The sequence below is a fragment of the Acinetobacter sp. UBA2581 genome (assembly GCF_002339435.1).
GTDB classification, from domain to species: Bacteria; Pseudomonadota; Gammaproteobacteria; order Pseudomonadales; family Moraxellaceae; genus Acinetobacter; species Acinetobacter variabilis.
Window position 1 is genome coordinate 1 of sequence record NZ_DDLD01000052.1, and the last position, 22,766, is coordinate 22,766.

The 22,766-nt window shown below is 42.9% G+C and carries 20 protein-coding genes and 2 tRNA genes; 15 read left to right on the forward strand and 7 right to left on the reverse strand.

What is annotated here, in order from left to right; all coding sequences use genetic code 11:
• Window positions 1-40 precede the first annotated feature (40 nt).
• The 6 genes from B3Q46_RS06195 to B3Q46_RS06220 form a co-directional block, all read right to left on the reverse strand.
• Entirely contained in the window at window positions 41-451 is a 411-nt protein-coding gene (locus B3Q46_RS06195; RefSeq protein WP_286713977.1) for a sel1 repeat family protein, read from the reverse strand.
• Between the two features lie 318 nt (window positions 452-769).
• The gene (locus B3Q46_RS06200; protein WP_004787163.1) at window positions 770-1,111 is read right to left on the reverse strand and encodes a hypothetical protein; all 342 of its coding nucleotides are present in this window, start codon (window positions 1,109-1,111) and stop codon (window positions 770-772) included.
• A 143-nt stretch (window positions 1,112-1,254) separates the two neighbouring features.
• Window positions 1,255-1,330 (reverse strand) — tRNA-Glu (locus B3Q46_RS06205).
• Between the two features lie 36 nt (window positions 1,331-1,366).
• Window positions 1,367-1,442: transfer RNA gene (locus tag B3Q46_RS06210), tRNA-Ala, on the reverse strand.
• A 57-nt stretch (window positions 1,443-1,499) separates the two neighbouring features.
• Complete coding sequence (gene gltX, locus B3Q46_RS06215; RefSeq protein WP_286713978.1) at window positions 1,500-3,008, reverse strand: glutamate--tRNA ligase; 1,509 nt, start codon at window positions 3,006-3,008, stop codon at window positions 1,500-1,502.
• Between the two features lie 139 nt (window positions 3,009-3,147).
• Entirely contained in the window at window positions 3,148-3,453 is a 306-nt protein-coding gene (locus B3Q46_RS06220) for a hypothetical protein (protein ID WP_159122701.1), read from the reverse strand.
• A gap of 390 nt (window positions 3,454-3,843) precedes the next feature.
• Here B3Q46_RS06220 and B3Q46_RS06225 point away from each other — a divergent pair, with 390 nt between their 5' ends.
• The 9 genes from B3Q46_RS06225 (at window position 3,844) to B3Q46_RS06265 (ending at window position 14,295) form a co-directional block, all read left to right on the forward strand.
• On the forward strand, window positions 3,844-4,848 hold the full coding sequence (locus B3Q46_RS06225) for a sulfate ABC transporter substrate-binding protein (RefSeq protein WP_286713979.1): 1,005 nt from the start codon (window positions 3,844-3,846) through the stop codon (window positions 4,846-4,848).
• Window positions 4,849-5,090: 242 nt separating this feature from the next.
• Window positions 5,091-6,110, forward strand: coding sequence for a sulfate ABC transporter substrate-binding protein (locus B3Q46_RS06230; protein WP_286713980.1), 1,020 nt, complete (start codon window positions 5,091-5,093; stop codon window positions 6,108-6,110).
• A 190-nt stretch (window positions 6,111-6,300) separates the two neighbouring features.
• Window positions 6,301-7,212, forward strand: coding sequence for a 16S rRNA (cytosine(1402)-N(4))-methyltransferase RsmH (gene rsmH / locus B3Q46_RS06235; RefSeq protein ID WP_034702209.1), 912 nt, complete (start codon window positions 6,301-6,303; stop codon window positions 7,210-7,212).
• A 10-nt stretch (window positions 7,213-7,222) separates the two neighbouring features.
• Window positions 7,223-7,555 carry a cell division protein FtsL gene (ftsL, locus tag B3Q46_RS06240; protein WP_034702206.1) on the forward strand — a complete coding sequence of 111 codons (333 nt, stop codon included), beginning with the start codon at window positions 7,223-7,225 and terminating at the stop codon, window positions 7,553-7,555.
• Window positions 7,556-7,570: 15 nt separating this feature from the next.
• A complete protein-coding gene (gene ftsI, locus B3Q46_RS06245; RefSeq protein ID WP_034702203.1) occupies window positions 7,571-9,394 on the forward strand; it encodes a penicillin-binding protein PBP3 in 1,824 nt (607 codons plus the stop codon).
• Between the two features lie 11 nt (window positions 9,395-9,405).
• Complete coding sequence (locus B3Q46_RS06250) at window positions 9,406-10,902, forward strand: UDP-N-acetylmuramoyl-L-alanyl-D-glutamate--2,6-diaminopimelate ligase (RefSeq protein ID WP_286713981.1); 1,497 nt, start codon at window positions 9,406-9,408, stop codon at window positions 10,900-10,902.
• Between the two features lie 8 nt (window positions 10,903-10,910).
• The gene (locus tag B3Q46_RS06255) at window positions 10,911-12,314 is read left to right on the forward strand and encodes a UDP-N-acetylmuramoyl-tripeptide--D-alanyl-D-alanine ligase (protein ID WP_286713982.1); all 1,404 of its coding nucleotides are present in this window, start codon (window positions 10,911-10,913) and stop codon (window positions 12,312-12,314) included.
• A complete protein-coding gene (mraY, locus tag B3Q46_RS06260) occupies window positions 12,315-13,433 on the forward strand; it encodes a phospho-N-acetylmuramoyl-pentapeptide-transferase (protein WP_004787138.1) in 1,119 nt (372 codons plus the stop codon). It abuts the gene before it with no gap.
• Between the two features lie 58 nt (window positions 13,434-13,491).
• Window positions 13,492-14,295 (forward strand): putative RNA methyltransferase, encoded by an 804-nt coding sequence (locus B3Q46_RS06265; protein WP_286713983.1) that lies wholly within the window; start codon window positions 13,492-13,494, stop codon window positions 14,293-14,295.
• 58 nt (window positions 14,296-14,353) lie between these two features.
• Here the strand turns inward: B3Q46_RS06265 and ponA are convergent, their stop codons facing one another.
• Window positions 14,354-16,882, reverse strand: coding sequence for a penicillin-binding protein PBP1a (gene ponA / locus B3Q46_RS06270; RefSeq protein ID WP_286713984.1), 2,529 nt, complete (start codon window positions 16,880-16,882; stop codon window positions 14,354-14,356).
• A 166-nt stretch (window positions 16,883-17,048) separates the two neighbouring features.
• On the opposite strand from ponA, the gene B3Q46_RS06275 reads away from it, so the two are divergent.
• From B3Q46_RS06275 to aroK, 6 genes are all read left to right on the forward strand, one after another.
• Window positions 17,049-18,107 carry a pilus assembly protein PilM gene (locus tag B3Q46_RS06275; protein ID WP_180002742.1) on the forward strand — a complete coding sequence of 353 codons (1,059 nt, stop codon included), beginning with the start codon at window positions 17,049-17,051 and terminating at the stop codon, window positions 18,105-18,107.
• Window positions 18,107-18,745 (forward strand): PilN domain-containing protein, encoded by a 639-nt coding sequence (locus tag B3Q46_RS06280; protein ID WP_005233586.1) that lies wholly within the window; start codon window positions 18,107-18,109, stop codon window positions 18,743-18,745. The genes B3Q46_RS06275 and B3Q46_RS06280 overlap by 1 nt, the downstream gene beginning before the upstream one ends.
• Entirely contained in the window at window positions 18,742-19,458 is a 717-nt protein-coding gene (locus B3Q46_RS06285) for a type 4a pilus biogenesis protein PilO (protein WP_005233587.1), read from the forward strand. Before B3Q46_RS06280 ends, B3Q46_RS06285 begins: the two co-directional genes overlap by 4 nt.
• Window positions 19,458-19,985, forward strand: coding sequence for a pilus assembly protein PilP (locus B3Q46_RS06290; RefSeq protein ID WP_034169727.1), 528 nt, complete (start codon window positions 19,458-19,460; stop codon window positions 19,983-19,985). The genes B3Q46_RS06285 and B3Q46_RS06290 overlap by 1 nt, the downstream gene beginning before the upstream one ends.
• Before the next feature lie 61 nt (window positions 19,986-20,046).
• Entirely contained in the window at window positions 20,047-22,179 is a 2,133-nt protein-coding gene (gene pilQ, locus B3Q46_RS06295; protein WP_414631441.1) for a type IV pilus secretin PilQ, read from the forward strand.
• A gap of 36 nt (window positions 22,180-22,215) precedes the next feature.
• A complete protein-coding gene (gene aroK / locus B3Q46_RS06300; protein ID WP_005233593.1) occupies window positions 22,216-22,752 on the forward strand; it encodes a shikimate kinase AroK in 537 nt (178 codons plus the stop codon).
• Window positions 22,753-22,766: the final 14 nt, after the last annotated feature.

Below are 22,766 nucleotides of genomic sequence, written 5' to 3' on the forward strand. Positions count from 1 at the left end.
AACTATGGGACAGCAGTGGCCTTTGGGCTGGTTTTTTTATTTAATATTGGATACTCATTTGGCTATAAGTATTTGATAACAGCCGCGCAGCTTTTAAATGACCTTGCTGTTTAGCCTTATTCAGCCATTCTTCAGCATGAAAATAATTCTGATCTAAACCCAGACTACCTTTAAGAAAGTGTTTACCCAGTCTATATTGTGCTTCGGCGTGACCACGTGTTGCTGCACTTAAGTAATTCCAGAAAGCATTGCGTTGATAATTTTCTTGCTGCTCTAGCTGCGTAATTTGAAATTGTTCAGCTTGGCGTTGCTTTAAAATATGGCAAAGCTTTTCAAACTGTACAGCTTCCAGATAATAGGTGTCTGCTTCAGAAATATAATTTTCCATTTCTGAACCTGTTGGCTCATCATGAGAAAACAGAAAATGTATGACTTTTTTAAGTTTAAGCATTTTTATTCCTCACCTTTGCCATTATTAACAATTAATTAAACTATCCACTAAAGACTACAATATAAAGCGGTTTTATTTCGGTAATGAATTACATGCTTTTAGTCTCATGTTGATATTTTTGTGTATTTAATGAGCAAAAACAAGCAGTAGAAATAAAAAAACTTCATTTTAAAAGTGAAGTAAATTAGAAAAAAATATGAATTTATTGCTCTAGTCGACACTTTAATATTGGATGGTAGAAAATTTAGTTTTACTAATAAAAAAATCTTGCATAAGCATGCAAGATTTTTAGCTTTGAAAATGAGTGAACTATAAAAATCAGATTTCCCACTCATGATTGCATTCACGGCATTTCCATTTCTTTTGGCTTTGCATGAAAGCCTGCATAGAAATTTTAAAATCAGGCAAATCTTTATAGAACATGAAGCCTGCGATCAGACAGATAATAAACACGATCACAGTGGCGGTCTGTAAAGTCGTACCTGCACCATCTCCAAAAATCCACATCGCGATGCTAATGATGACCAGCAGCAATAATACAAACAGGGCAGGCACCAGCATGATCAGGCTTTTAGGCACGACAGGACGCGCCGCTGGTTGACCTGGCTGAGCCACAGGCATGATTTTTGGGCTTTGACATTTAGGGCAACGATATTGCATTACAACTCCAAAATTCTAAATTACTGATTATTTTATCGGAAGATACGCAAAAACCGAAATACCGCCAATATAAAACAGACAGACAATAAAAAACCCAAGTCACAATGCTTGGGTTTTTTATTAAGATGTTGCCATCTTGAATATGGCGTCCCTACGGGGATTCGAACCCCGGTTACCGCCGTGAAAGGGCGATGTCCTAGGCCTCTAGACGATAGGGACAAATGAGGCAAATACACAGGTAAAGCAAGACTTATTTGGTGGAGTCAAGGAGGATCGAACTCCTGACCTCTACAATGCCATTGTAGCGCTCTACCAACTGAGCTATGACCCCAGTCTGTGTGAGCGTTATATTATGGATATAACGCTCAGCCGTCAACTAAAAAATAAATTAAGCTTGATCAACTGCTTCATTTTTCGGCAGTTTCAGACTCTCATTTAGTTTTTCCCAAGCTTTTACTTCTTTCTTGCTAGGAGCACCGACCACTTCCAGCGCGTGGCGCAGACGGGCAAAAGTTAGATCCGGACCAATAGTGACCATGGTCTGCATGACTGGGGTAGAAGCGGTTGAACCGGCAATGGCAATAAAGAACGCTGGCATAAAGTCACGTAATTTAATGCCCATCTGATTCGCCAGATCCATCAACGTTTGGCTAACAGTGTCATTGTTCCAGGTGAACAGGCTTTCTAGACGCCAGATCGCAAATTGCAGGCTTTGACGCACTTGTTCTTCAGAAAGTTTTTTGCTTTCGAACTGTTCTTTAGTCAAAGTCGGGAAATGGTTGAAATAATGCGCTGACCAGTTCACTGCTTCAGACAGCAGATTGATCCGTGGTTGAATTGCAGCAGCGATTTCTTCCAGTTTGGCACGGTCTGCTTTCCAGGCCAGTAAGGTATCTAACAGTTCAGCAGGAGAGAGGGCTTTAATCCATTGACCATTCAACCAGTTTAGTTTTTCAACATCAAAGATTGGACCACCTAGAGAGACACGGTTAATATCAAAGTGTTCAATCATTTCAGCCAAAGTGAATTTTTCACGCTCATCTGGCATTGACCAGCCCATACGGCCTAGATAGTTCAGCAATGCTTCTGGCAATACGCCGATGTCTTTATAGTAATTGATTGAAGTTGGGTTCTTACGTTTAGACAGTTTTGATTTGTCCGGGTTACGCAGTAGAGGCATGTGGCACAGGACTGGCATGTCCCAACCAAAGTATTTATACAGCAACTGATGTTTTGGTGCAGATGGAATCCATTCTTCACCACGAATCACATGGGTAATTTGCATCAGGTGATCATCAACCACGTTTGCCAGATGGTAAGTTGGCAGACCATCCGTTTTTAGCAGAATTTGCATGTCGACTTGCGCCCATGGAATTTCTACTTCACCGCGCAGCATGTCATTAAAGGTACATACCCCTTCAGTCGGCACTTTCATGCGGATCACGTGCGGTTCACCAGATGCCAGACGACGTGTCACTTCTTCTTTAGACAGTTTTAGACCGCGGCCATCGTAGCGTGGAGTTTCGCCACGAGCCTGCTGTTCAGCACGCATTTCATCCAGTTCTTGCGCTGTTGCAAAACAGTAGAAAGCATGACCTTTATCTACCAGTTCTTCTGCGTATTTTTTATAGATGCTCATTCGTTCTGACTGACGGTACGGTGCATGTGGACCACCGACATCTGGGCCTTCTGACCAGTTCAGGCCTAACCAGCGTAGGGAGTCCAGAATCATTTTTTCAGATTCAGGAGTAGAACGCAGCTGATCCGTATCTTCAATACGAAGAATGAATTCGCCACCGTGCTGTTTGGCAAAACACAGGTTGAACAGGGCAATATAGGCAGTTCCCACATGCGGGAAACCGGTAGGAGAAGGTGCAATACGAGTACGAACAGTCATAACCGGATCTAATCTTAAATATAAAATTGCAGCTATTATAACGAAAAAGCCACATCACTTAATGCTTTATTCAACATTGAATGATGCGGCTTTTCAGGATGAGCAAAATATAACGAATGTGGAGAACTAAAACTAAGTCTTATGAATTGCTCGGAGAAAAGATACTTTGCACAAAGCGCGTAAAGCGCAGGTTTTGAGCTGCAAAAAAGCTTTGAGTCGGATTTGATTTGAACGCAGTCAGCGCTTTAAGTTCATCCTCAGTATGAAAAGCATTTTTATCAGCCTTATGTTGCTGAATTGCTTTTTCAATTGGTGAGGTTTTCACTTCAATTGCACTTACAGAGGCTTTAGGTAGCTCTGTTTTCACAACTACGGCATGGCCAAGTTGGATCGAGAACAGCGTGATAAGACTTAGGATGCTGGCTGTAAATATTTTAAATTTCATATCCAAACTTCCTCCTTGGCTCTGGTTAATCTTGTTTTGTTAAAAATGTTGTTATAATACTGGCTACAATCTAATCACATTCAGATATGAAAAAGTAGAACCAAGTCACATTTTTTACAAAAAACTAATATTTCTCTGTGGAAAATTACTAAATCTCAGAATTTCCACATTTAAGTTGCCTATTTGTAACAGATAACTGTGTAGAGATCGTGAAGAACTGTCTTATATTGTAGCAGGATATTAAATTTTTAGTGGAAAATGTATCCGAAATGAATTGTGAGCATATATATCAAAAATAGAATATGATTGGATAAAATATTATAAGATCATGATTGTTAAGTAATTTTTTTATTTATATAGTGCTGGGTAAATTAGCAATGAGCACTAATCATGAAAAAGATAATAACTTCTACTATTTTAGTATTACTTGGCGGAAGTGCCATTCCTGGCTATGCTGCAAAAGACTTTCTCAACGTTTCCTATGATCCGACCCGTGAATTCTATCAGGAATATAATGAAGAATTTGGCAAGTTCTGGAAACAGAAAACCGGGCAGGCGGTCAATTTTAAACAGTCGCATGGTGGTTCAGGCAAACAGGCACGCTCTGTGGTGGATGGTTTGCAGGCCGATGTAGTCACTTTGGCGCTAGTCAATGACATCGAAGAAATTGTCAATGCAGGCTTAATCGAAAAGGGCTGGCAGAAAGAATTTCCAAGTAATTCGGCTCCTTATACCTCTACGATTGTATTTCTGGTTCGTAAAGGCAATCCAAAACAGATTAAAGACTGGAATGACCTAACCAAACCAGGCGTTGAAATTATTACGCCAAACCCAAAAACTGGGGGTGCACCGCGCTGGATTTATCTATCCGCCTGGGGTTATGCCTTGAAACAGCCGGGTGGTAATGATGCTAAAGCCAAAGAACTGGTGAAAAAACTCTATGCCAATGTCAAAGTATTGGATTCAGGTGCGCGTGGTTCCTTAACGACCTTTGCTGAACGCGGAATCGGTGATGTATTACTCTCTTGGGAAAATGAAGCGTTATTGGCTACGCAAGGTTTGGGTAAAGATAAATATGAAATTGTTTATCCTTCAATTTCTATTCTGGCTGAACCTTCAGTGGCGATTGTCGACAAGACCGTGGATAAAAATGGCAACCGAAATTTGGCCAAAGGTTATCTGAACTATTTATATTCACCAAAAGGACAGGAGCTGGCAGCGAAATACTACTTCCGTCCACGTAATGCCAAAGCAGCAGCGAAATATGCAGCGCAATTCCCGAAAATCCAGACTTTTACTATTGATAAAGTCTTTGGCGGCTGGGCAAAAGCGCAGAAAACCCATTTTGTGAATGGAGCCATCTACGATCAAATCTCTGCGGAAAACCGTAAATAATTTTAATTACTGAAGCAAAGTCAGAAAGCGGATAATTTATTATCCGTTTTTTTTATATCTAAAGCATAAAATGCTATAAAAATGGGATAAGCCTTTAATCTAGAAATTTTTATTATATAAAACATGAAATTAAAACAAAAAATAACTAAATATTACCCTGTATGCACTTTGTTTGCTCAATTGCGAAAAATAACTTTATTTCATATAGTTATATCTAATGAAGATAATCTCCCGATGCTCTTATGAAAACTCAATTAAAATCACTGGTTAGTGCTGCCTTATTGGCAACAGGTCTGACATTTACTGCAACTGCGAGCCAAGCCGCGGATCGTGAATTCCTGAACGTTTCTTATGATGCGACCCGTGAATTCTATGACGAATTCAACAAATCTTTTGGTGCCTACTGGAAAAAACGAACCGGTATTGATGTGAACTTTAAACAGTCTCACGGCGGTTCAGGTAAACAGGCCCGTTCTGTGGTCGACGGTTTAAAAGGTGATGTGGTTACTTTGGCATTGGCAAACGATATTGAAGAGATCGTAAGATCTGGTCAGATTCAGCTAGGCTGGCAAAAAGAGTTCCCGCATAATTCTGCACCTTATACTTCAACGATTGTCTTCATGGTACGTAAGGGTAACCCTAAAGGAATTAAAGACTGGAAAGATCTGACTAAGCCGGGTGTAGAAATTATTACACCGAACCCGAAAACTGGTGGTTTGCCACGTTGGGTCTATCTGTCAGCTTGGGGTTATGCAGAGAAACAGCCAGGTGGTAGCAAAGCAAAAGCTCAAGAATTTGTCGGCAAGCTTTATAAAAACGTAAAAGTGATGGACTCTGCTGCACGTGCATCGATGACCACATTTGCTGAACGTAATATTGGTGATGTGTTGTTAACTTGGGAAAATGAAGCTCTGGTAACGCAAAAAACTTTAGGTAAGAATAAGTTTGATATCGTTTATCCATCTTTGACCATTCTGACTGAACCCTCTGTAGCCATCGTAGATCGTACAGTGGATAAAAATGGCAATAAATGGTTAGCTAAAGGTTATATCAACTATCTTTACTCTCCACTTGGTCAGGACATGGCAGCACGACATTTCTACCGTCCACGTAATGAGAAAGTATTAGCCAAATATTCATCACAGTTCCCAAAAATTAAAACCTTTACCATTGATGAAGTATTCGGTGGCTGGGCCAATGCACAGAAAACTCACTTTGTGAATGGCGCAATCTTCGACCAGATCTATAACTCGAAGCGTTAATCTGTTGATTAGAAAATAAATTTAAAATATAAAAAAGCTTCCTCGATGGAGGCTTTTTTATCGGCTGTCGAAAAATAAAAACGGTTTTCTCTATAGAAATTAATATTTATCTACAAAAAGTCGTTTGGAGCTTTAGCTAAACAGAGTGATAATGTGCAGTTAAATTTTTCGCCCTATTGATTGAGTTTTTATGTCACATATTTCTGTATTACTTCACGAAACGATTGATGCCTTACTGGCTGGTCGCAATACGGGAATTTATGTGGATGGAACCTTTGGTCGCGGTGGGCATACACGTTTATTACTTTCCAAATTAGATGAAAATGCACGCGTCTATGCTTTCGATAAAGACCCGCAAGCATTGGCTGTTGCCGCAGAACTGGAACAGGGAGATTCACGTTTTAAAATTATCCATGCCAGCTTCGCTGATTTAAAACAGGCATTAGCTGAGCAGGGTATTGAAAGTGTAGATGGTGTGATGGCTGACTTAGGGGTGTCTTCACCGCAGCTGGATCAGGCAGAACGCGGTTTCAGCTTTATGAAAGATGGCCCGCTGGATATGCGTATGGACAACTCGCAAGGTCCGACTGCAGCAGAATGGCTGGTGGATATTGAAGAAGAAGCACTGGCCAATGTGATTTTTCAGTATGGGGAAGAGCGTTATAGTCGTCGTATAGCCAAAGCGATCAAGGCTGCCGGATATATTGATACCACAGCCAAACTGGCGGAAATTGTGAAAGTTGCCCATCCAAAATGGGAAAAAAATAAACATGCTGCCACCCGAACTTTCCAGGCAATTCGTATTGCTATTAATAAAGAATTAGAAGATATTGAAACTTTCCTCCCTCAAGCGGTTGAAATTTTAAAACCAGAGGGACGTTTGGCTGTGATCAGCTTTCATTCATTAGAAGACCGGTTGATTAAACAGTTTATTCAAAAAGAATCAACGCTTGAAGAAGATTCAGGCTGGGGAATGCCGCAACAACAAAAGGATACGCGACGTTTAAAGAAAATCGCCCGGGTCAAGGCAAGTGATGAGGAAGTTAAAGCCAATCCTCGTTCACGTAGCGCATGGCTGCGCGTGGCAGAACGTTTAGCTTAATAGGCACATCATGAAAACTGAAGTGGTTGATAAAAAAACAGAAAAATTATGGCTGAAAAAAGTCATTGTTTACCTCATATTGATATTGATGGTCTTCATCAGTGCGGTATTTGTCGTCTTCCAAGTCTTTGAATACCGTCAGGATAACCGCAAACTAAGTACCTATCTGCGCGAACGGGATGACCTGAATGCAGAGTGGGGACGTTTGCTGATTGAACAGCAGACCTTTGGTGCGACCGCGCAAATTGGTACCCGTGCAGTGACCCAGTTAAGGATGTATTCACCTCCGATTTCACAGAGTGTCGTGATTTCCTTACCACAACCTTCAGATGAGAAAAAATAAGGCTAGCGCTCGAACATGGTAGACAAGAGAAAGAAGCAACCGGTACGTAAAAAGCAGTCCGTCACCGAGAAAAATGCCTTAAATGTTTATATCAACCGTTTTTACATCATGTGGGCTGTGGTGCTACTGTGTTTTGTGACACTGATCGGCCGAGCTTTCTATGTGCAGATTATCAATAAAGACTTTCTGCAAAATAAAGCCAATGCCAATATTTTACGAACCAATACCATCAAGGCCATGCGTGGCGTAATTTATGATCGTAATGGTATTCCGCTGGCGATCAGTACGCCGATTATGAAAATCGTGATTGACCCACGTGACTATTTTGATAATAAAAAACTCTATGATGAAACCATGCTGGCACTACAGAAAGAGCCGAATAGCCGTAAACTGAAACGCCAGCTCCCAGATAAAAACCTGAATCTGGATGAGCTGGCTGATGCAGTGGGCATGGATCGTGCTGAATTGCGCAAAAAGATGGAAGAGCGTCCACGTTCACGTTATCTGATCCTGAAAAAAGAAGTGCCGCCACAACAGGCGGAACTGATCATGAAGCGTAATTTCCAAGGTGTGTATACCGAGAAAAACTATAAGCGCTATTATCCTCAGCCCCAGCCAAACTCCCAGATTATTGGTCTGACCAATAGTGAGGGAATTGGGATCGAAGGTCTGGAGATGCAGCTGAATACCCGTCTTGCCGGTCAGGATGGTGAACAGCAGATTATCCGTGACAAGAAAGGCAACCGGGTTAAAGAACCGGAAGTGATTAAAGAAGTCGAGCCGGGTGAAAACATTACCCTGAGTATCGACTCACGTTTACAGTACATTATGTATCGTGAACTGACTGCAGCAGGCGTCGCCAATAATGCCCGCTCCGCAACAGCGATTGCAGTCGACGTCAAAACCGGTGAAATTCTGGCAATGTCTTCTTGGCCCTCTTATAACCCGAATGACAAGAATGGCTTATTAAATAAAGACGCAATGCGTAACCGTGGCGCTGTCGATTCCTTCGAGCCGGGTTCAACCATGAAGCCGCTAACTGTGGCGATGGCTTTGGAGAGTGGGAAATATACAGCCAATTCGGTGATCAATACGAGTCCAGGTAGTATGCGGGTCGGAAACCACACCATCCGTGATACGCATAACTACGGTCAGTTGACACTGGGTGGCATTATCCAGAAATCATCAAACGTTGGTGTGGCCAAATTGGCTTTATCACTGCCGTATGAAACTTTACCGACTTTCTATAAACGTCTTGGTTTTGGTCAGCGTTCCGCAGTGAAATTTCCGGGCGAAAGTTCCGGTCTGATTCTGCCGCCAAGTAAATGGAATGTGTCTGAAGTAGCAACCATGGCGTATGGTTATGGTCTGAATGCGACTGTGCTGCAATTGGCTGATGCCTATGCCATGCTGGCGAACAAAGGTGTGAAAGTGCCTTTAAGTCTATATAAGTTAGAAGAACAGCCACAAGGCGAGCAGATGATTGATCCACAAATCGCAGAACAGGTTCTGCTGATGATGGAAACAGCAACTTTGCCTGGTGGTACAGCAACCCGTGCAACCGTACCTGGTTATCGTGTTGGAGGTAAAACGGGTACTGCGCATAAATTGCGTGCCGACCGTAAAGGCTATTCAACTAGTGAATACCGTGCTTTATTTGCTGGTGTAGCACCCGTGAGTGATCCGCGTATTGCTATGGTGGTGGTCGTGGAAAATCCGCAAGGGTCTTATTATGGTGGTACGGTATCTGCACCTGTCTTTGCCCGTGTGATGCAGGAATCTTTACGCCTGCTAAATGTCCCGTTGGACAAACCTTTAGAATCTCCCAAAGTCCAGTAAATAGGTGATCAATGTCCATTACATTTCAAGATCTCTACGCCGTTCAAGAACCTGCTGAGTGGATGCGACAATCCTTTCAGGGTTTCGAACTGGACAGCCGCAAAGTTAAACTGGGGCAAATTTTTATTGCCCTGACCAGCTTGTCTCAACCTGAAAAAACCGCAGAATATGCTAAAAAAGCCCTGTCATTGGGTGCACTGGCCGTAATTTCAGAACAAGAGCTAGGTGTTACTCCAGCTTTGGTAGTACCCAATGTCCGTCACTTGATGGGCGAGTGGCAAAAGCGCTATCTGCAAGCGACTCAGCCAGTTAAGGCTACCCGTATTCTGGCCGTGACCGGCACCAATGGTAAAACCACGATTTCCCGTCTGGTTGCTGAGTTGCTGATGCTGCAAGGCAAAGCCTGTGCAGTTATGGGGACTACAGGGAATGGTATTTTGCCGAGTCTGGAAGCCTCTTCTCATACCACACTCGATGCCCTGCAATTGCAAAATGCCTTGCATGCCTATGCACAGGCAGGTGCGGAATTTGCTTCCATTGAAGCGAGTTCGCATGGTCTGGAGCAGGGCCGTCTGAATGGTTGTGCGATTGAAATTGCGGCTTATAGCAATTTAAGTCGAGATCATCTGGATTATCACGGTACGCTGGAAGTTTATGCAGAAGCAAAATCGCGTTTATTCAGCTTTGAATCTCTGAAAGTTGCAATCATCAATATTGATGACGCATACGCAGAGGTGATGCTGAATACTGCAAAAGCCAATCCGAATCAGCCGAAAATTCTGACTTATTCTTTGTCACAAGCAGCTGATTATCAGGTTCAGGATATCCAGTACAGTATTTCCGGTGCTGAATTTAAATTGATCACTGCACAAGATACATTTACTGTGCATAGTCCTTTGCTGGGTCATTTCAATATCGAAAATCTGGTTGCCAGCCTGGTTGTGGCAGAGCAAGCCGGTTTTGCATTAGCCGATTTAATTGCCACTGTGCCCGAGCTGAAAGGTGCCCCAGGCCGTATGCAGGTCATTCGTGATGATGAGCGTTTATTTGTTGTGGATTATGCACATACTCCAGATGCCCTCACTCAGGTCTTGCTTACGCTGAAGCGCCATGTCAGTCAAAAACTCTGGGTTGCTTTTGGTTGTGGCGGTGACCGTGATCGTGGCAAACGCCCGTTGATGACTCAGGCGGCCCTCGAAGGTGCTGATATTGCAGTGCTGACTTCGGACAATCCACGTACTGAAGATCCAAACCAGATTTTCGCTGACATGAAGCAGGGTATCGATTTTTCAGACAAAACCTATCATGAAATTCATGACCGTCGTGAAGCAATCCGCTTTGTAGTCGACCAGGCACAGCCAGGTGACATTGTGGTGATTGCCGGTAAGGGACACGAAAATTATCAGGAGATTGATGGGGTGCGACATTGGTTTGATGATGTGGTCGAGGTACAGGCCGCGATTGATGCCCAGCATCACAACCGTGATTTAGCATTTCCAGCGCATTAGGATTTTACATGCATACTTCAACAACAAGTACCGTGTCTCTAGAGCCATGGACAATTGAACAGTTACAGCAAGCCACTCAGGGTTATTGGCTGAATGATAAAAAACCTGAAGGCCAGATTAAGCGGATTTTAACTGATTCCCGTCATGCCGAAGCAGGTGATGCTTTTCTGGCATTGAAAGGTGAGCGTTTTGATGCGCATGACTTTATCGCCCAAGTGGCTGAGAAGGGCTGTGGAATCGCGATTGTCAGCCAACCTGTTGACGCAGAGATTTGCCAGCTAGTAGTTGAAGATACTCGCCTGGCGCTGGGTCATCTTGGCGCATATCGTCGTCAGCAAAATCCACAGCTCAAAGTCATTGCTTTGACTGGCAGTAGCGGTAAAACCACGACCAAGGAAATGCTGGGCAGTATCCTGTCACGTCTGGCACCGACTTTAGTCACTCGCGGTAACCTGAATAATGATTTGGGTGTCCCAATGATGTTGCTGGAACTGCGTGCTGAACATCAGTATGCGGTGATGGAGCTGGGTGCGAGCCATCAGGGTGAAATTGATTACACTTCCAATCTGGTACAGCCGCATGTGGCCGGTATCATTAATATCGGTACTGCACACTTAGGTGAGTTTGGTGGCCGTGATGGGATTTGTCGCGCTAAATCTGAAATCTATTCACATATTTCTGAAACTTCGATTGTGCCTGCAGCGGATGATTATGCCGAGCAGATTCGTGCAGCCGTCAAAACCGAGAAAACTTTGAGTTTTGGTCAGGGCGGTGACATCTATGCAACTGACGTAGAATTACATCCGCAATCTGCGACTTTCACGCTAAATACACCACAAGGCAGTAAAACCGTAAATCTGCCATTTGCTGGTGAACACAATGTGCAAAACGCAACTGCAGCAGTGGCTTTCTCTTTGGCGATTGGTATCAGTCTGGATGATATCGTGGCTGGCCTTGAGCAGGCCGTTGGTGCCAAAGGTCGTTTGAACTTTATACCGCATAAAGATTTTTTATTTATTGATGATACCTACAATGCCAATCCAAGCTCGATGCGTGCAGCGGCTGAAGTTTTAGCGCAGCAGCAGGGTATTCGAGTGATGGTGACCGGTGATATCGGTGAACTGGGTTCATCTGCCGCGATCGAGCATTATAAACTTGGTCGGGATCTGGTATCGGTCAAAGGCATTAATTTTGTGGTGGCTGTGGGTGAATTTGCTCCAGCTGCACAAGAAGGTGCACGTAGTACGCAATATGGTAAGAAGATGCAGGCTTTCCTCAATCAGGAGCAGGCTTTACCATTTTTAATTGATTTGATTGAAACACATCATCCCCAGCCAATGTCTTTTCTATTTAAAGGGTCGCGTTTTACCCATATGGAAACATTAATGGCTGCATTGATGGAGAAACTCTAAATGCTGTTATGGCTATTTGACCAGCTGGCGGGCTTTGATAGCACGTTTCAGGTGGTTCGTTATTTAACTTTACGTGCTTTGCTCAGCGTTTTGACTGCTATGACTATCGGTTTGGTCTTGGGTCCAATCATGATCCGCAAATTGCAGGCACTAAAATATGGTCAGGCAGTAAGTTCGTTTGCTCCTGAGAATCATGCCAAGAAAATGGGTACACCGACCATGGGTGGGGTATTAATCCTGCTCTCGATCGGGATCTCCACCTTACTGTGGGCGGACCTGACGAATCCTTATGTCTGGATTGTGCTCTCGGTAATGGTGATTTTCGGCGCCGTTGGTTGGGCGGATGACTGGATTAAAATCCGTTATAAAGACAATGCCGGTTTACCTGCACGTAAGAAATTCTTCTGGACATCAGTGGGTTCTTTAGGTGCTGGTATTGCGCTGTATGTGATCGCCCAGCAGCAACCGAATCCGGTAGTGACTGCCAATATGCTGGATGTGTTAATTCCATTCTTTAAGGATCACACCATTCCATTGTCTGTGATTCCGCTGGGAATTGGCTTCATTATTTTCACTTACTTCGTGATTAATGGTGCATCCAATGCCGTAAACCTGACCGATGGTCTGGATGGTCTGGCAATTATGCCAATTGTCCTGGTTGCGGCAGGTTTAGGGGTATTTGCTTATTTGGCAGGCGATGTACGTTTCGCTAACTACTTACATATTCCTTATGTGAAATATTCTTCTGAACTGGTGGTGATCTGTGCTGCGATGATCGGTGCCGGTCTGGCATTCCTCTGGTATAACGCTCACCCAGCTCAAGTGTTCATGGGTGATGTAGGGGCATTATCTTTAGGTGCAATGCTGGGTACGATTGCTGTGATGGTGCGTCAGGAAATCGTGTTTGCGATTATGGCAGGTGTATTCTTGGTGGAAGCAATTTCAGTCTTCCTGCAAATCGGTTCATTAAGAATGCGTAATAAACGTGTATTCTTGATGGCACCTTTGCATCACCATTATGAAAAGAAAGGTTGGCGTGAAACTCAAGTCGTCATTCGTTTCTGGATTATTACAATTATGCTGGTAGTTTTTGGCCTAATGACCTTAAAATTACGCTAAGAAATGCATTTGAAAAAGTCGGCGCATGCCGGCTTTTTTGTTTTGGAGAAATTAAAAAATGAACTTACTGATGTGTCCTGTTTGTCGTGAGCAGTTACGCTTAAATGAACGTACATGGCGCTGTGACAATCAGCATAGCTATGATATAGCCAAGCAGGGTTATGTGAATCTGCATGTAGTGCAGCATAAACATAGTAAAAATCCAGGTGATACGCCTGAATCTGTGCAGGCACGCCGTGCATTTCTGAGTGCAGGTCATTATGCGCCTTTGCAACAGGCTGTGGTTAAGAAAATCCGTGAGCTGCGGATTGAAAATCTGCTCGATATTGGTTGTGGCGAAGGTTATTACACCAATGCCATGCAGGCTGAAGTCATGCAATGTGTCGGCGTAGATATTGCCAAAAATGCAGTTCAGGTTGCAGCTAAACTGAATAAAGAAATTACCTGGGTGGTAGGGACAGGGGCAACCTTGCCGGTATTGGATCAATTCATTGATCTCTGTACCAGCTTATTTAGCCCGATTCCGAAACAGGAAATCTTGCGGGTATTAAAGCCAAAATCTTATTTGATGGTAGTGACGCCTGCACCACAACATTTGTACGCGATGCGTGAAGCCTTATTTGAGGAAGTGAAAGCACACGAGCCACAGAAATTTGTTGAGCAGTTGCAGGATGTATTTAATCTGGTAAGTGAACAGGTGATTGATGCGCCAATGACTTTGCCTCAAGCGGATTTAAAAAACCTGGTTGCTATGACTCCCTATGCTTATAAAGCCAAACCTGAACGCCGTTTGGCACTTGAGCAGCAGGATCAATTCGATTTAATGGCCCAATTCCAGATTTATGTATTTCAGAAGAAGTAAATCGGTTATTTAGAAATAAAAAATCCCTCATTATTGAGGGATTTTTTATTGGTTCAGATTATTCAATTTCTTCAATCAAGTTTTCCAAAGGATCCACCACCCGATTTGGTTGTAGTGGCTGGTCTCTTGGCGCCACTCTTTCATCATCCGGTATGCGAATTTCCTGATCAGGCAAATCTTCAAAATCATTGCTTTGTCGTTTAGGTGCTACAACCGGGGCAGGGCGATATAGAGGCGTCGCTAAAGGTGGAGAAGACGGATCATGCTGTTCCTGCTCACCTTGCACTACTTTATTACGGTTAATAGGTGCTTTAGCATTACGATCCAGGCGAACCCAAGTTTCTGGTGTACCTTTTAAGGCATTACCCATAAAGTCGGTCCAGATTGGTAAGGCTGCCACGCCACCGTATTCACGGCGACCTAAAGTTTTTGGCTGGTCGAAACCGACCCAGGCAACGGTGACCAGCTTGCCATTAAAACCTGCAAACCAGGCATCTTTGGCATCATTGGTGGTACCGGTTTTACCCCCAATATCGCTACGACCAATTCTTAAAGCAGCACGTCCCGTACCATGCTGAATCACATCACGCAGGATATTGGTCATATCATAAGCAGAACTAGATTTTAAAATACGTTCTGCCTGACGGTAATTACTGTCTTCAGCCGAGATTTTTGGTGTCTCTGGTTTCTGTGCTAAGGTTTTGTTATTGATTTCAATGGCTTCATCATCAGGAGTGAGTGCGCCTGTTGGTTGAGGACTTTCTTCCTGAGCATTAATACACGAGATGCAGGCATATTCAGGCTTAGCCTCAAAAATAGTCTTGCCATAGGCATCTTCGATACGCGTAATAAAATGTGGCTGAATCCGATAACCACCATTGGCGAACGTAGCATAACCAGTGGCCATCTGGATTGGTAAAACCTGAGGCGTACCTAGAGCAATGGTGTAGTTCCGTGGAATCTGGTTATCCTGCAAGCCAAAATCCATAAATAACTGACGGGTACGCTCAATACCAACGGTTTGTAATAGACGAACTGAAACTGTGTTACGTGACAGATATAAAGCACGACGTAAAGGAATCATCCCTAAATAACGGCCATCCGAATTACGCGGACTCCATTTACCAATAGTAATCGGTGCATCATTGACCATGGTGTGTGGAGTCATACCACGTTCTAAAGCCAGAGCATAAACAAAAGGCTTAATGGTTGAACCCGGTTGACGCCAGCCTTGAGTCGCGCGGTTAAATTTGGATTGATAAAAATTATAACCACCGACAATGGCTTCAATCGCACCATTATTCGGGTTCAAGGCAATTAATTGGCCCTGTACCTGAGGCGTTTGTACCAGTGCCCAGGAACTTTTATTCTCATTAGGTCTTAAACGAACAATATCTTTAACTTTAACAATCTGTGAGGCTCTGCTTGGTGCAGCACCTACACTATCTGCACTACGATAAGGACGGGCCCAGGACATGCCTGACCAAGGCACAGTTACGGTTGTACCATCCTGCATCAACGCTTCAAAGCTATTATTATTGACCTTGGTCACTTCAGCAGGATAAGTATTGGCATAGACACGGAAATTTTGCAGGGGCTGATCATGAGCTTCGGCACCTCGCCAGCCATGACGACGATCATAAGCTTCTAAACCGTCCTGTACCGCCTGTTCAGCATAAGCCTGACGTTCACTATGGATCGTCGTGTAGACTTTATAACCTGAATCTATGGCCTGTTCACCAAAATTTTCTACTAGTTCGGAGCGAACCATTTCACCGACGTAGGGAAATTTGTTGCGGGTACTGCGGTCAGGCATATCCAGGTTAATCGGTTCAGCAATGGCTTCCTGATATTGGCTTTGATTCAGATACCCCAATTGCAGCATGCGACCTAAAATCCAGTTACGGCGTTCTAATGCACGTTTAGGGTTGGCCACCGGATTATAACGAGAAGGTGCTTTAGGTAGGCCAGCAATCATTGCCATTTGCGCAATCGAAAGCTCATCTAAACTTTTGTTGTAATAGATTTTCGCTGCTGCCGCAATGCCGTAAGCATTTTTCCCCAAGAAAATTTTATTGACATATAAAGTCAGAATTTCTTCTTTACTTAAATTCTGTTCTATTTTACGTGCCAGGAAAATTTCAGTCAGCTTACGCTTTAAAGTACGTTCGGGACTTAAATAGTAGTTTTTGGCGACCTGCATGGTAATGGTCGAACCACCAGTCTGTACATCAGAGCCGGTAATAGTTTCACTGACTGCACGTCCTAAGCCTTTAAAGCTGATCCCGCTGTGTTCGAAGAAACTGGAATCTTCTGCAGCGAGGAAGGCGTGAATAAATTCTTTCGGAATCTGTTCATAATTCACAGGAACAGAAAGCTTGCCACCATACTCTGCAATGAGCTCATTATCTGAGCTAAAAACTTGTAAAGGCTTTAATAAAGGTGCCTTTTTAAGCGTAGACATTTCAGGCAAAGATGGGGCAATATAGAGATACATGCCATAGAAACCCATCGGAATTGAGATCAAAATAATGATAATGATCAAAAAAAATGGATGAACAAGGCCTGAACAAGATAGCTTTTTCATAACAAGTAAGTTTTAATAAGAGCTAATGGCAAACTAATTACCGGTCAGTATATCCTTTAGATATACATATTGTTAGATGAGTTATTGTATCTGTATAAAATTATAGGCCGGCACAGATTGGTGAGTTTGTTTTTATTGGGGATAAAAAAATAATAGGAATTGTATTGTGCGCAGGTTATATCGTAAGCCAAATAAGGGGTTAATAGGAGTCGATATTAGTTCGACTTCTGTTAAAGTTTTAGAGCTCTCTGTAAAGAACGGTCGGTACTGGGTAGAAAGTTATGCTTTGGTCCCATTACCAGAAAGTAGTGTCGTTGAAAAAAATATTTTAAATCCAGAAGCGGTGGGTGATGCGTTGGGGCGTGCGATTAATTTGGCCAATACCCAGTCCAGTCAGTCAGCCTTTGCGATTCCAACTTCTATGGTCATCACCAAGATCATCGAAATGGATGCCGATATGTCGGATGATGAACGTGAAATTCAGATTCGTGAAGATGCCGAACAATATATTCCTTTCCCACTTGATGAAGCCAGTCTGGACTTTGAAGTTCTGCCAGACCGTTTAACCAATCCGAACCGGGTCAATGTCCTGTTGGTAGCGACCCGAATAGAAAATGTTGAAGCGCGTTCTGAAGTACTGCAAATTGCCAATCTTAATCCAAAAATTGCAGATGTCGAAAGTTTTGCATTAGAAAATGCATTCAAGGTGTTTTCGGATACCTTACCGATGGGGGTAAATACTGTCGGGATCCTGGATATTGGTCATAGTATGACGACCTTATCCGTCATGCAGAATAACAAGATCATTTATACCCGTGAGCAGGTTTTTGGTGGCAAACAGCTGACTCAGGAAATCCAGAACCGTTATGGATTGTCTTTTGAGGAAGCAGGTCGTGCTAAAAAAACCCGTGCCTTACCGGATGACTATGACATCGAAGTGCTGGAACCTTTCTTGGATGCTGTAGTCCAACAAGCAGCCCGTTCATTACAGTTCTTCTTCTCTTCATCTCAGTTTAACGAGATTGACCATATTTTATTGGCAGGGGGAAATGCCAATATTCCAGGTCTGGCAAAACTATTACAGCAAAAACTCGGCTACCGGGTCACGATTGCCAATCCATTCCTGCAAATGGGCTTTTCTCCTCAAATTGATATTAAAAAAATTGAAAATGACGCGTCCTCACTCATGGTTGCATGTGGTTTGGCATTGAGGAGTTTTGATTAATGGCAAAGATTAACTTACTCCCTTGGCGCGATGAGCTAAGAATTAAAAGAAATAATGAATTTGTAGCGATTTGCGCAGGGGCACTTTTTCTAGGATTGGCAGCAGCAGGTTCAACCTGGTTCTACTATGATCAAAAACTTCAGGATCAGGAACAGGCCAACCAGCTGGTGGTCAGTACTAACCAGAATCTGGATGTACAGCTAAAAGCATTGGATGGTTTACAAGATCAGCGTAATGCAATTGTTGAACGTATGAAGCTGATTCAGGGTCTACAGACTCAACGGCCGATTGCAGTTCACCTGATTGATGAAATTGTACGGGTCACACCAAGCAATATGTACATTACCAAATTTCAGCGTACCGGCGATAAATTCACTATTGAAGGTAAGGCAGAAAGTCCGAATACAGTGGCTGAATTGCTACGTAATCTGGAGGCTTCTACCTGGTATCGTAATGCATTTATGAATGCTTTCCTGGTTGCTGAAGAACCAAAAGATAAAGCGCCATCATCAGTGATTCCTCGAGTGGAAGAATCTTATGGCAGCTTTACGGTCACGGTTGATCTGGATCAAATCGCTGAGCCAACACTTAAAGAAGGACAAACACCAGCCACAACTACAGCGGAGGCATCATCATGAGTAATGACGAATTCGATGAATTAAGCCAAGACGTAGTGGCTGTTCCTAGAAAAAAAATGACAGTTGAGAAATTCTTTCAACAATTCAATACACTAGATCCAAATAATTATGGCAGCTGGCCATTATCAGTCAAGATTACCTGCTGGATCTTTATTGTTATTCTGGTTTTTATGCTGGGGTATTTCGGATTTATTCGCGGCAAGATAGAAGCAATTTCACAAGCCAGTGCTCAAGAACAAAACCTGTTAAATGAATTCCGGGAAAAGGAATCTAAGCTGCGTAATTTACAGCAGTATCAGATTCAGTTGCAGGAGATGGAAGCACGTTTTAATCAGCAATTGGAACAATTGCCGAAAGAAACTGAAATTCCAGGTCTGGTTGAAGATATCAACCTGAGTGGAGTGAACTCCGGACTGAAATTTAAGAATATTCGTCTTGAACCTGAAATCAAGCAGGAATTCTTTATTGAGCAGCCGATCGCGATTGAAGCCACTGGGGATTATCACGCCTTTGGTTCTTTTGTAAGTAGTATCGCGGGGCTTTCGCGTATTGTTACACTGCATGACTTCACCATTACAGGAACTGAAAATAAAGAAAAGAAATCTGAAATTCCTGTTATTGATTATGTAGTGAAAGCGAAAACCTACCGTTATGTAGGTAATGCAGATGCTTCATCTACTCCGGCTACAACTGATACGCAGGGAGCCCAGTAATGAATATCATTAAAATTACTTCAGCTTTAACGCTCGGATTTTTATTGGTGGGTTGCGAATCAAGAATTGATGCAGTCAATCAGGAAATGGCCAATATTCGTAATCAACCGCCATTACCAATTGAACCGGCGCCGGATTTTATTCCGACAGAAATGTTTAATTATGCAGCTCATCAGCTGAAAAGTCCTTTTCTGCCGAGCTCTTTAGCAGCTGAATTGAAAATTATGGCGGGTAAGCGGGTTTATCCAAACTTGTCACGCCAATTACAGCCTTTAGAGAGTTATCCACTGGAAACTTTAAGCATGAAAGGCAGTATGCGGAATCAGGCGGGGCAGATTCTGGCTCTAATTCAAACGCCTGATGGGGAAATTGAACGGATACAACGTGGCAGCTATATGGGACTTAATCATGGTCGTGTAACGAGAATTACGCCGACACAGATTGACTTGATTGAGATTATTCCAGATGGCCGTGAGGGATATGTGGAACGTCCACGAAGTCTGGTTTTGATTGGACCAGCGCCATAAGTTTTAAGGAATAAAAATGAATAAGAGTATTAAAGAATTTATTTTTGGGGATGCTAATACAATGAATCATGTGTTTCGTCAGTTTTCTATGGGGGCTGTCGCGATTGCTGTGATGCAAGCGGCTAGTGCGCAGGTTTCAATGACCAATGTGGTACCAATGCAGATTCCTGGACAGGGAACTGAAATCCGAGTGATGTTTAATGGTCTGCCACCTCAGCCTCAAGCCTATCAGCTGGAATCTCCATCACGTCTGATTCTGGATTTTAATGAGGCCCAACAAAATCTAAAACAGTCTAGTATTCCAGTCGCAACTGCTGAAGCTAGTTCAGTGGATGTTAGCTCAGATGCACAGCGTTCTCGACTGACGGTGAATCTCGCTAATGCAGGTGCATTTACGACACGTGTGGAAGGCAATACCTTTATTTTAAAAATTAATTCTGCTACTCCAGTTGCTATTGCTCAGCCTGTACAACAACAGGTCGCTCAGGGGATTACTAATATTGGTTTCCAGCGGGGTGCGCAAGGTGAAGGACTGGTGGTAATTGATCTGGCAGGTCAGAACACACCAGTCGATGTTCAGCAGCAGGGAACCAAAGTGATTGTACGGACTTTGGGCTCCAAGATTCCGGCACATTTGACCCGACGTTTAAATGTAAATGATTTTGCTACACCCGTTTCAACGGTAGATGCGGTCAACCAGAATGGATCAGGCGTAATTACCATTCAGTCTGCGGAAAGCTATGAATATGTGGCTTTCCAGACAGATAATAAGCTGACGATTAGTTTGAAGCGTCCAGAAGTTAAAGGGCCCTTACGTCCTAAATCAGTCGCTTATACAGGTAAAAAGATTTCTCTAGATTTTCAGGATATTGAAGTCCGTCGAGTTCTACAGTTATTAGCCGATTTTACCGATATCAATATGGTTGCTGCAGATAGCGTACAGGGTAATATTACCTTACGCCTTAAGGAAGTGCCTTGGGATCAGGCTTTAGATATTGTATTAAAAACCAAAAATCTAGATAAGCGTCGTAATGGTAATGTGATCTGGATTGCACCAGTGGCAGAACTCATTAAGGCTGAAGAGGAAGAAGCTAAGGCTTTAAAGCAAAGTACTAAACTAGCTCCAATCCAAACAGAATATATGCAACTTAGTTATGCGAAGGCGGCAGATATTGAAAAACTGATTACACAAAATAAATCAGCCCAGAACTCTTCTAACTCCTCGAATAACTCTTCCAATAATTCTAATGATGAAGATAAAGAAAGTTTATTAAGTTCACGTGGTTCTGTATCTATTGATGCTCGTACCAATACATTAATCGTGAATGATACTCAACCGTTTATTGATAAAATTCGTAGTATGGTCGACTTGCTTGATGTTCAAGTCAAACAAGTGATGGTTGAAGCTCGTGTTGTTCGTGCATCCACCGAATTTGCGAAAGAAATGGGTGTGAAATGGGGGATTTTATCTCAAGGTATTACTAATAACGATCATCTACTTGTAGGAGGTAGTGATACGACTCTTTGGGATTTAAGAACACCTGAAATTGATAGCGCGACGGGTATTCCAACTTATGAAATTCAACGCCCTAGTAACTTGAATGTTGATTTAGGTGTCGAGAATGCCGCTGGGCGTATTGCCTTTGGTTTAATTAGCCTTTCAGATTTTATGCTGGATCTTGAATTATCAGCACTCCAGGCAGATGGCTATGGTGAAGTGATTTCTACGCCAAAAGTCTTGACAGCTGATAAACAGAAAGCAACAGTAGAGTCCGGTTTGGAAGTCCCATACCAGTCGACTGAAGGGTCTGGGGCGAATGCAACAGCAACAACTGAATTTAAAGATGTGGTATTGAAGCTTGATGTTACTCCTAGCATTACACCTGATGGTAAAGTTCAAATGGCTTTAGATATCTCCAGTGACAGTATTGCTGGGGTAACGCCAATGGGTGAGTATTATCTAAATAAAAACCGTTTAAACACCAATGTACTGGTTGATAATGGCGAAACAGTAGTACTTGGTGGTATTTTTGAGCAAGAAACTCGAAATGCACAAACTAAAGTTCCTTTCTTGGGCGATTTACCTTATTTAGGTCGTTTATTCCGTAAAGATGTAAAAGCGGATAACAAGCGTGAGTTACTGATTTTTGTTACACCTCGAATTGTTAATGACAGTGTTTCAAGAAATCATTAATATATTTTGAATTTAACAAAATGAATAGGTGACTCCTTGCCAAGCAAAGAGTTTGAAACCCTGCCAAATATCTATTTGGTAGGGCCGATGGGGGCCGGTAAAACAACAGTAGGACGACATTTAGCAGAACTGTTAGGACGAGAATTTCTGGACAGCGATCATGAAATTGAGCGGAAAACAGGAGCTACAATTCCCTGGATCTTCGAAAAAGAGGGTGAAAAGGGTTTTCGTCATCGTGAAACTGTTGTCATTGATGAGTTAACCTCACGTCCACAGCTGGTACTTGCGACTGGTGGTGGTGCAATTACTCAGGCTCCTAATCGGGATTATTTAAAGCAGCGAGGCATCGTTGTTTATCTTTACACTCCAGTTGAAATTCAGCTTCAGCGAACCTATCGCGACAAAAACCGTCCCTTGTTACAAGTCGAAAATCCTGAACAGAAACTCAGAGACCTGCTTGCAGTGCGGGATCCGTTATACCGGGAAGTCGCACATTACATCATTGAGACCAATCAGGGAGCTGCACGGGATCTGGCGCAGCGTATTCTGAATCTCATCCTTCCAAAAAAATAAGTTCAGTTGAAAAA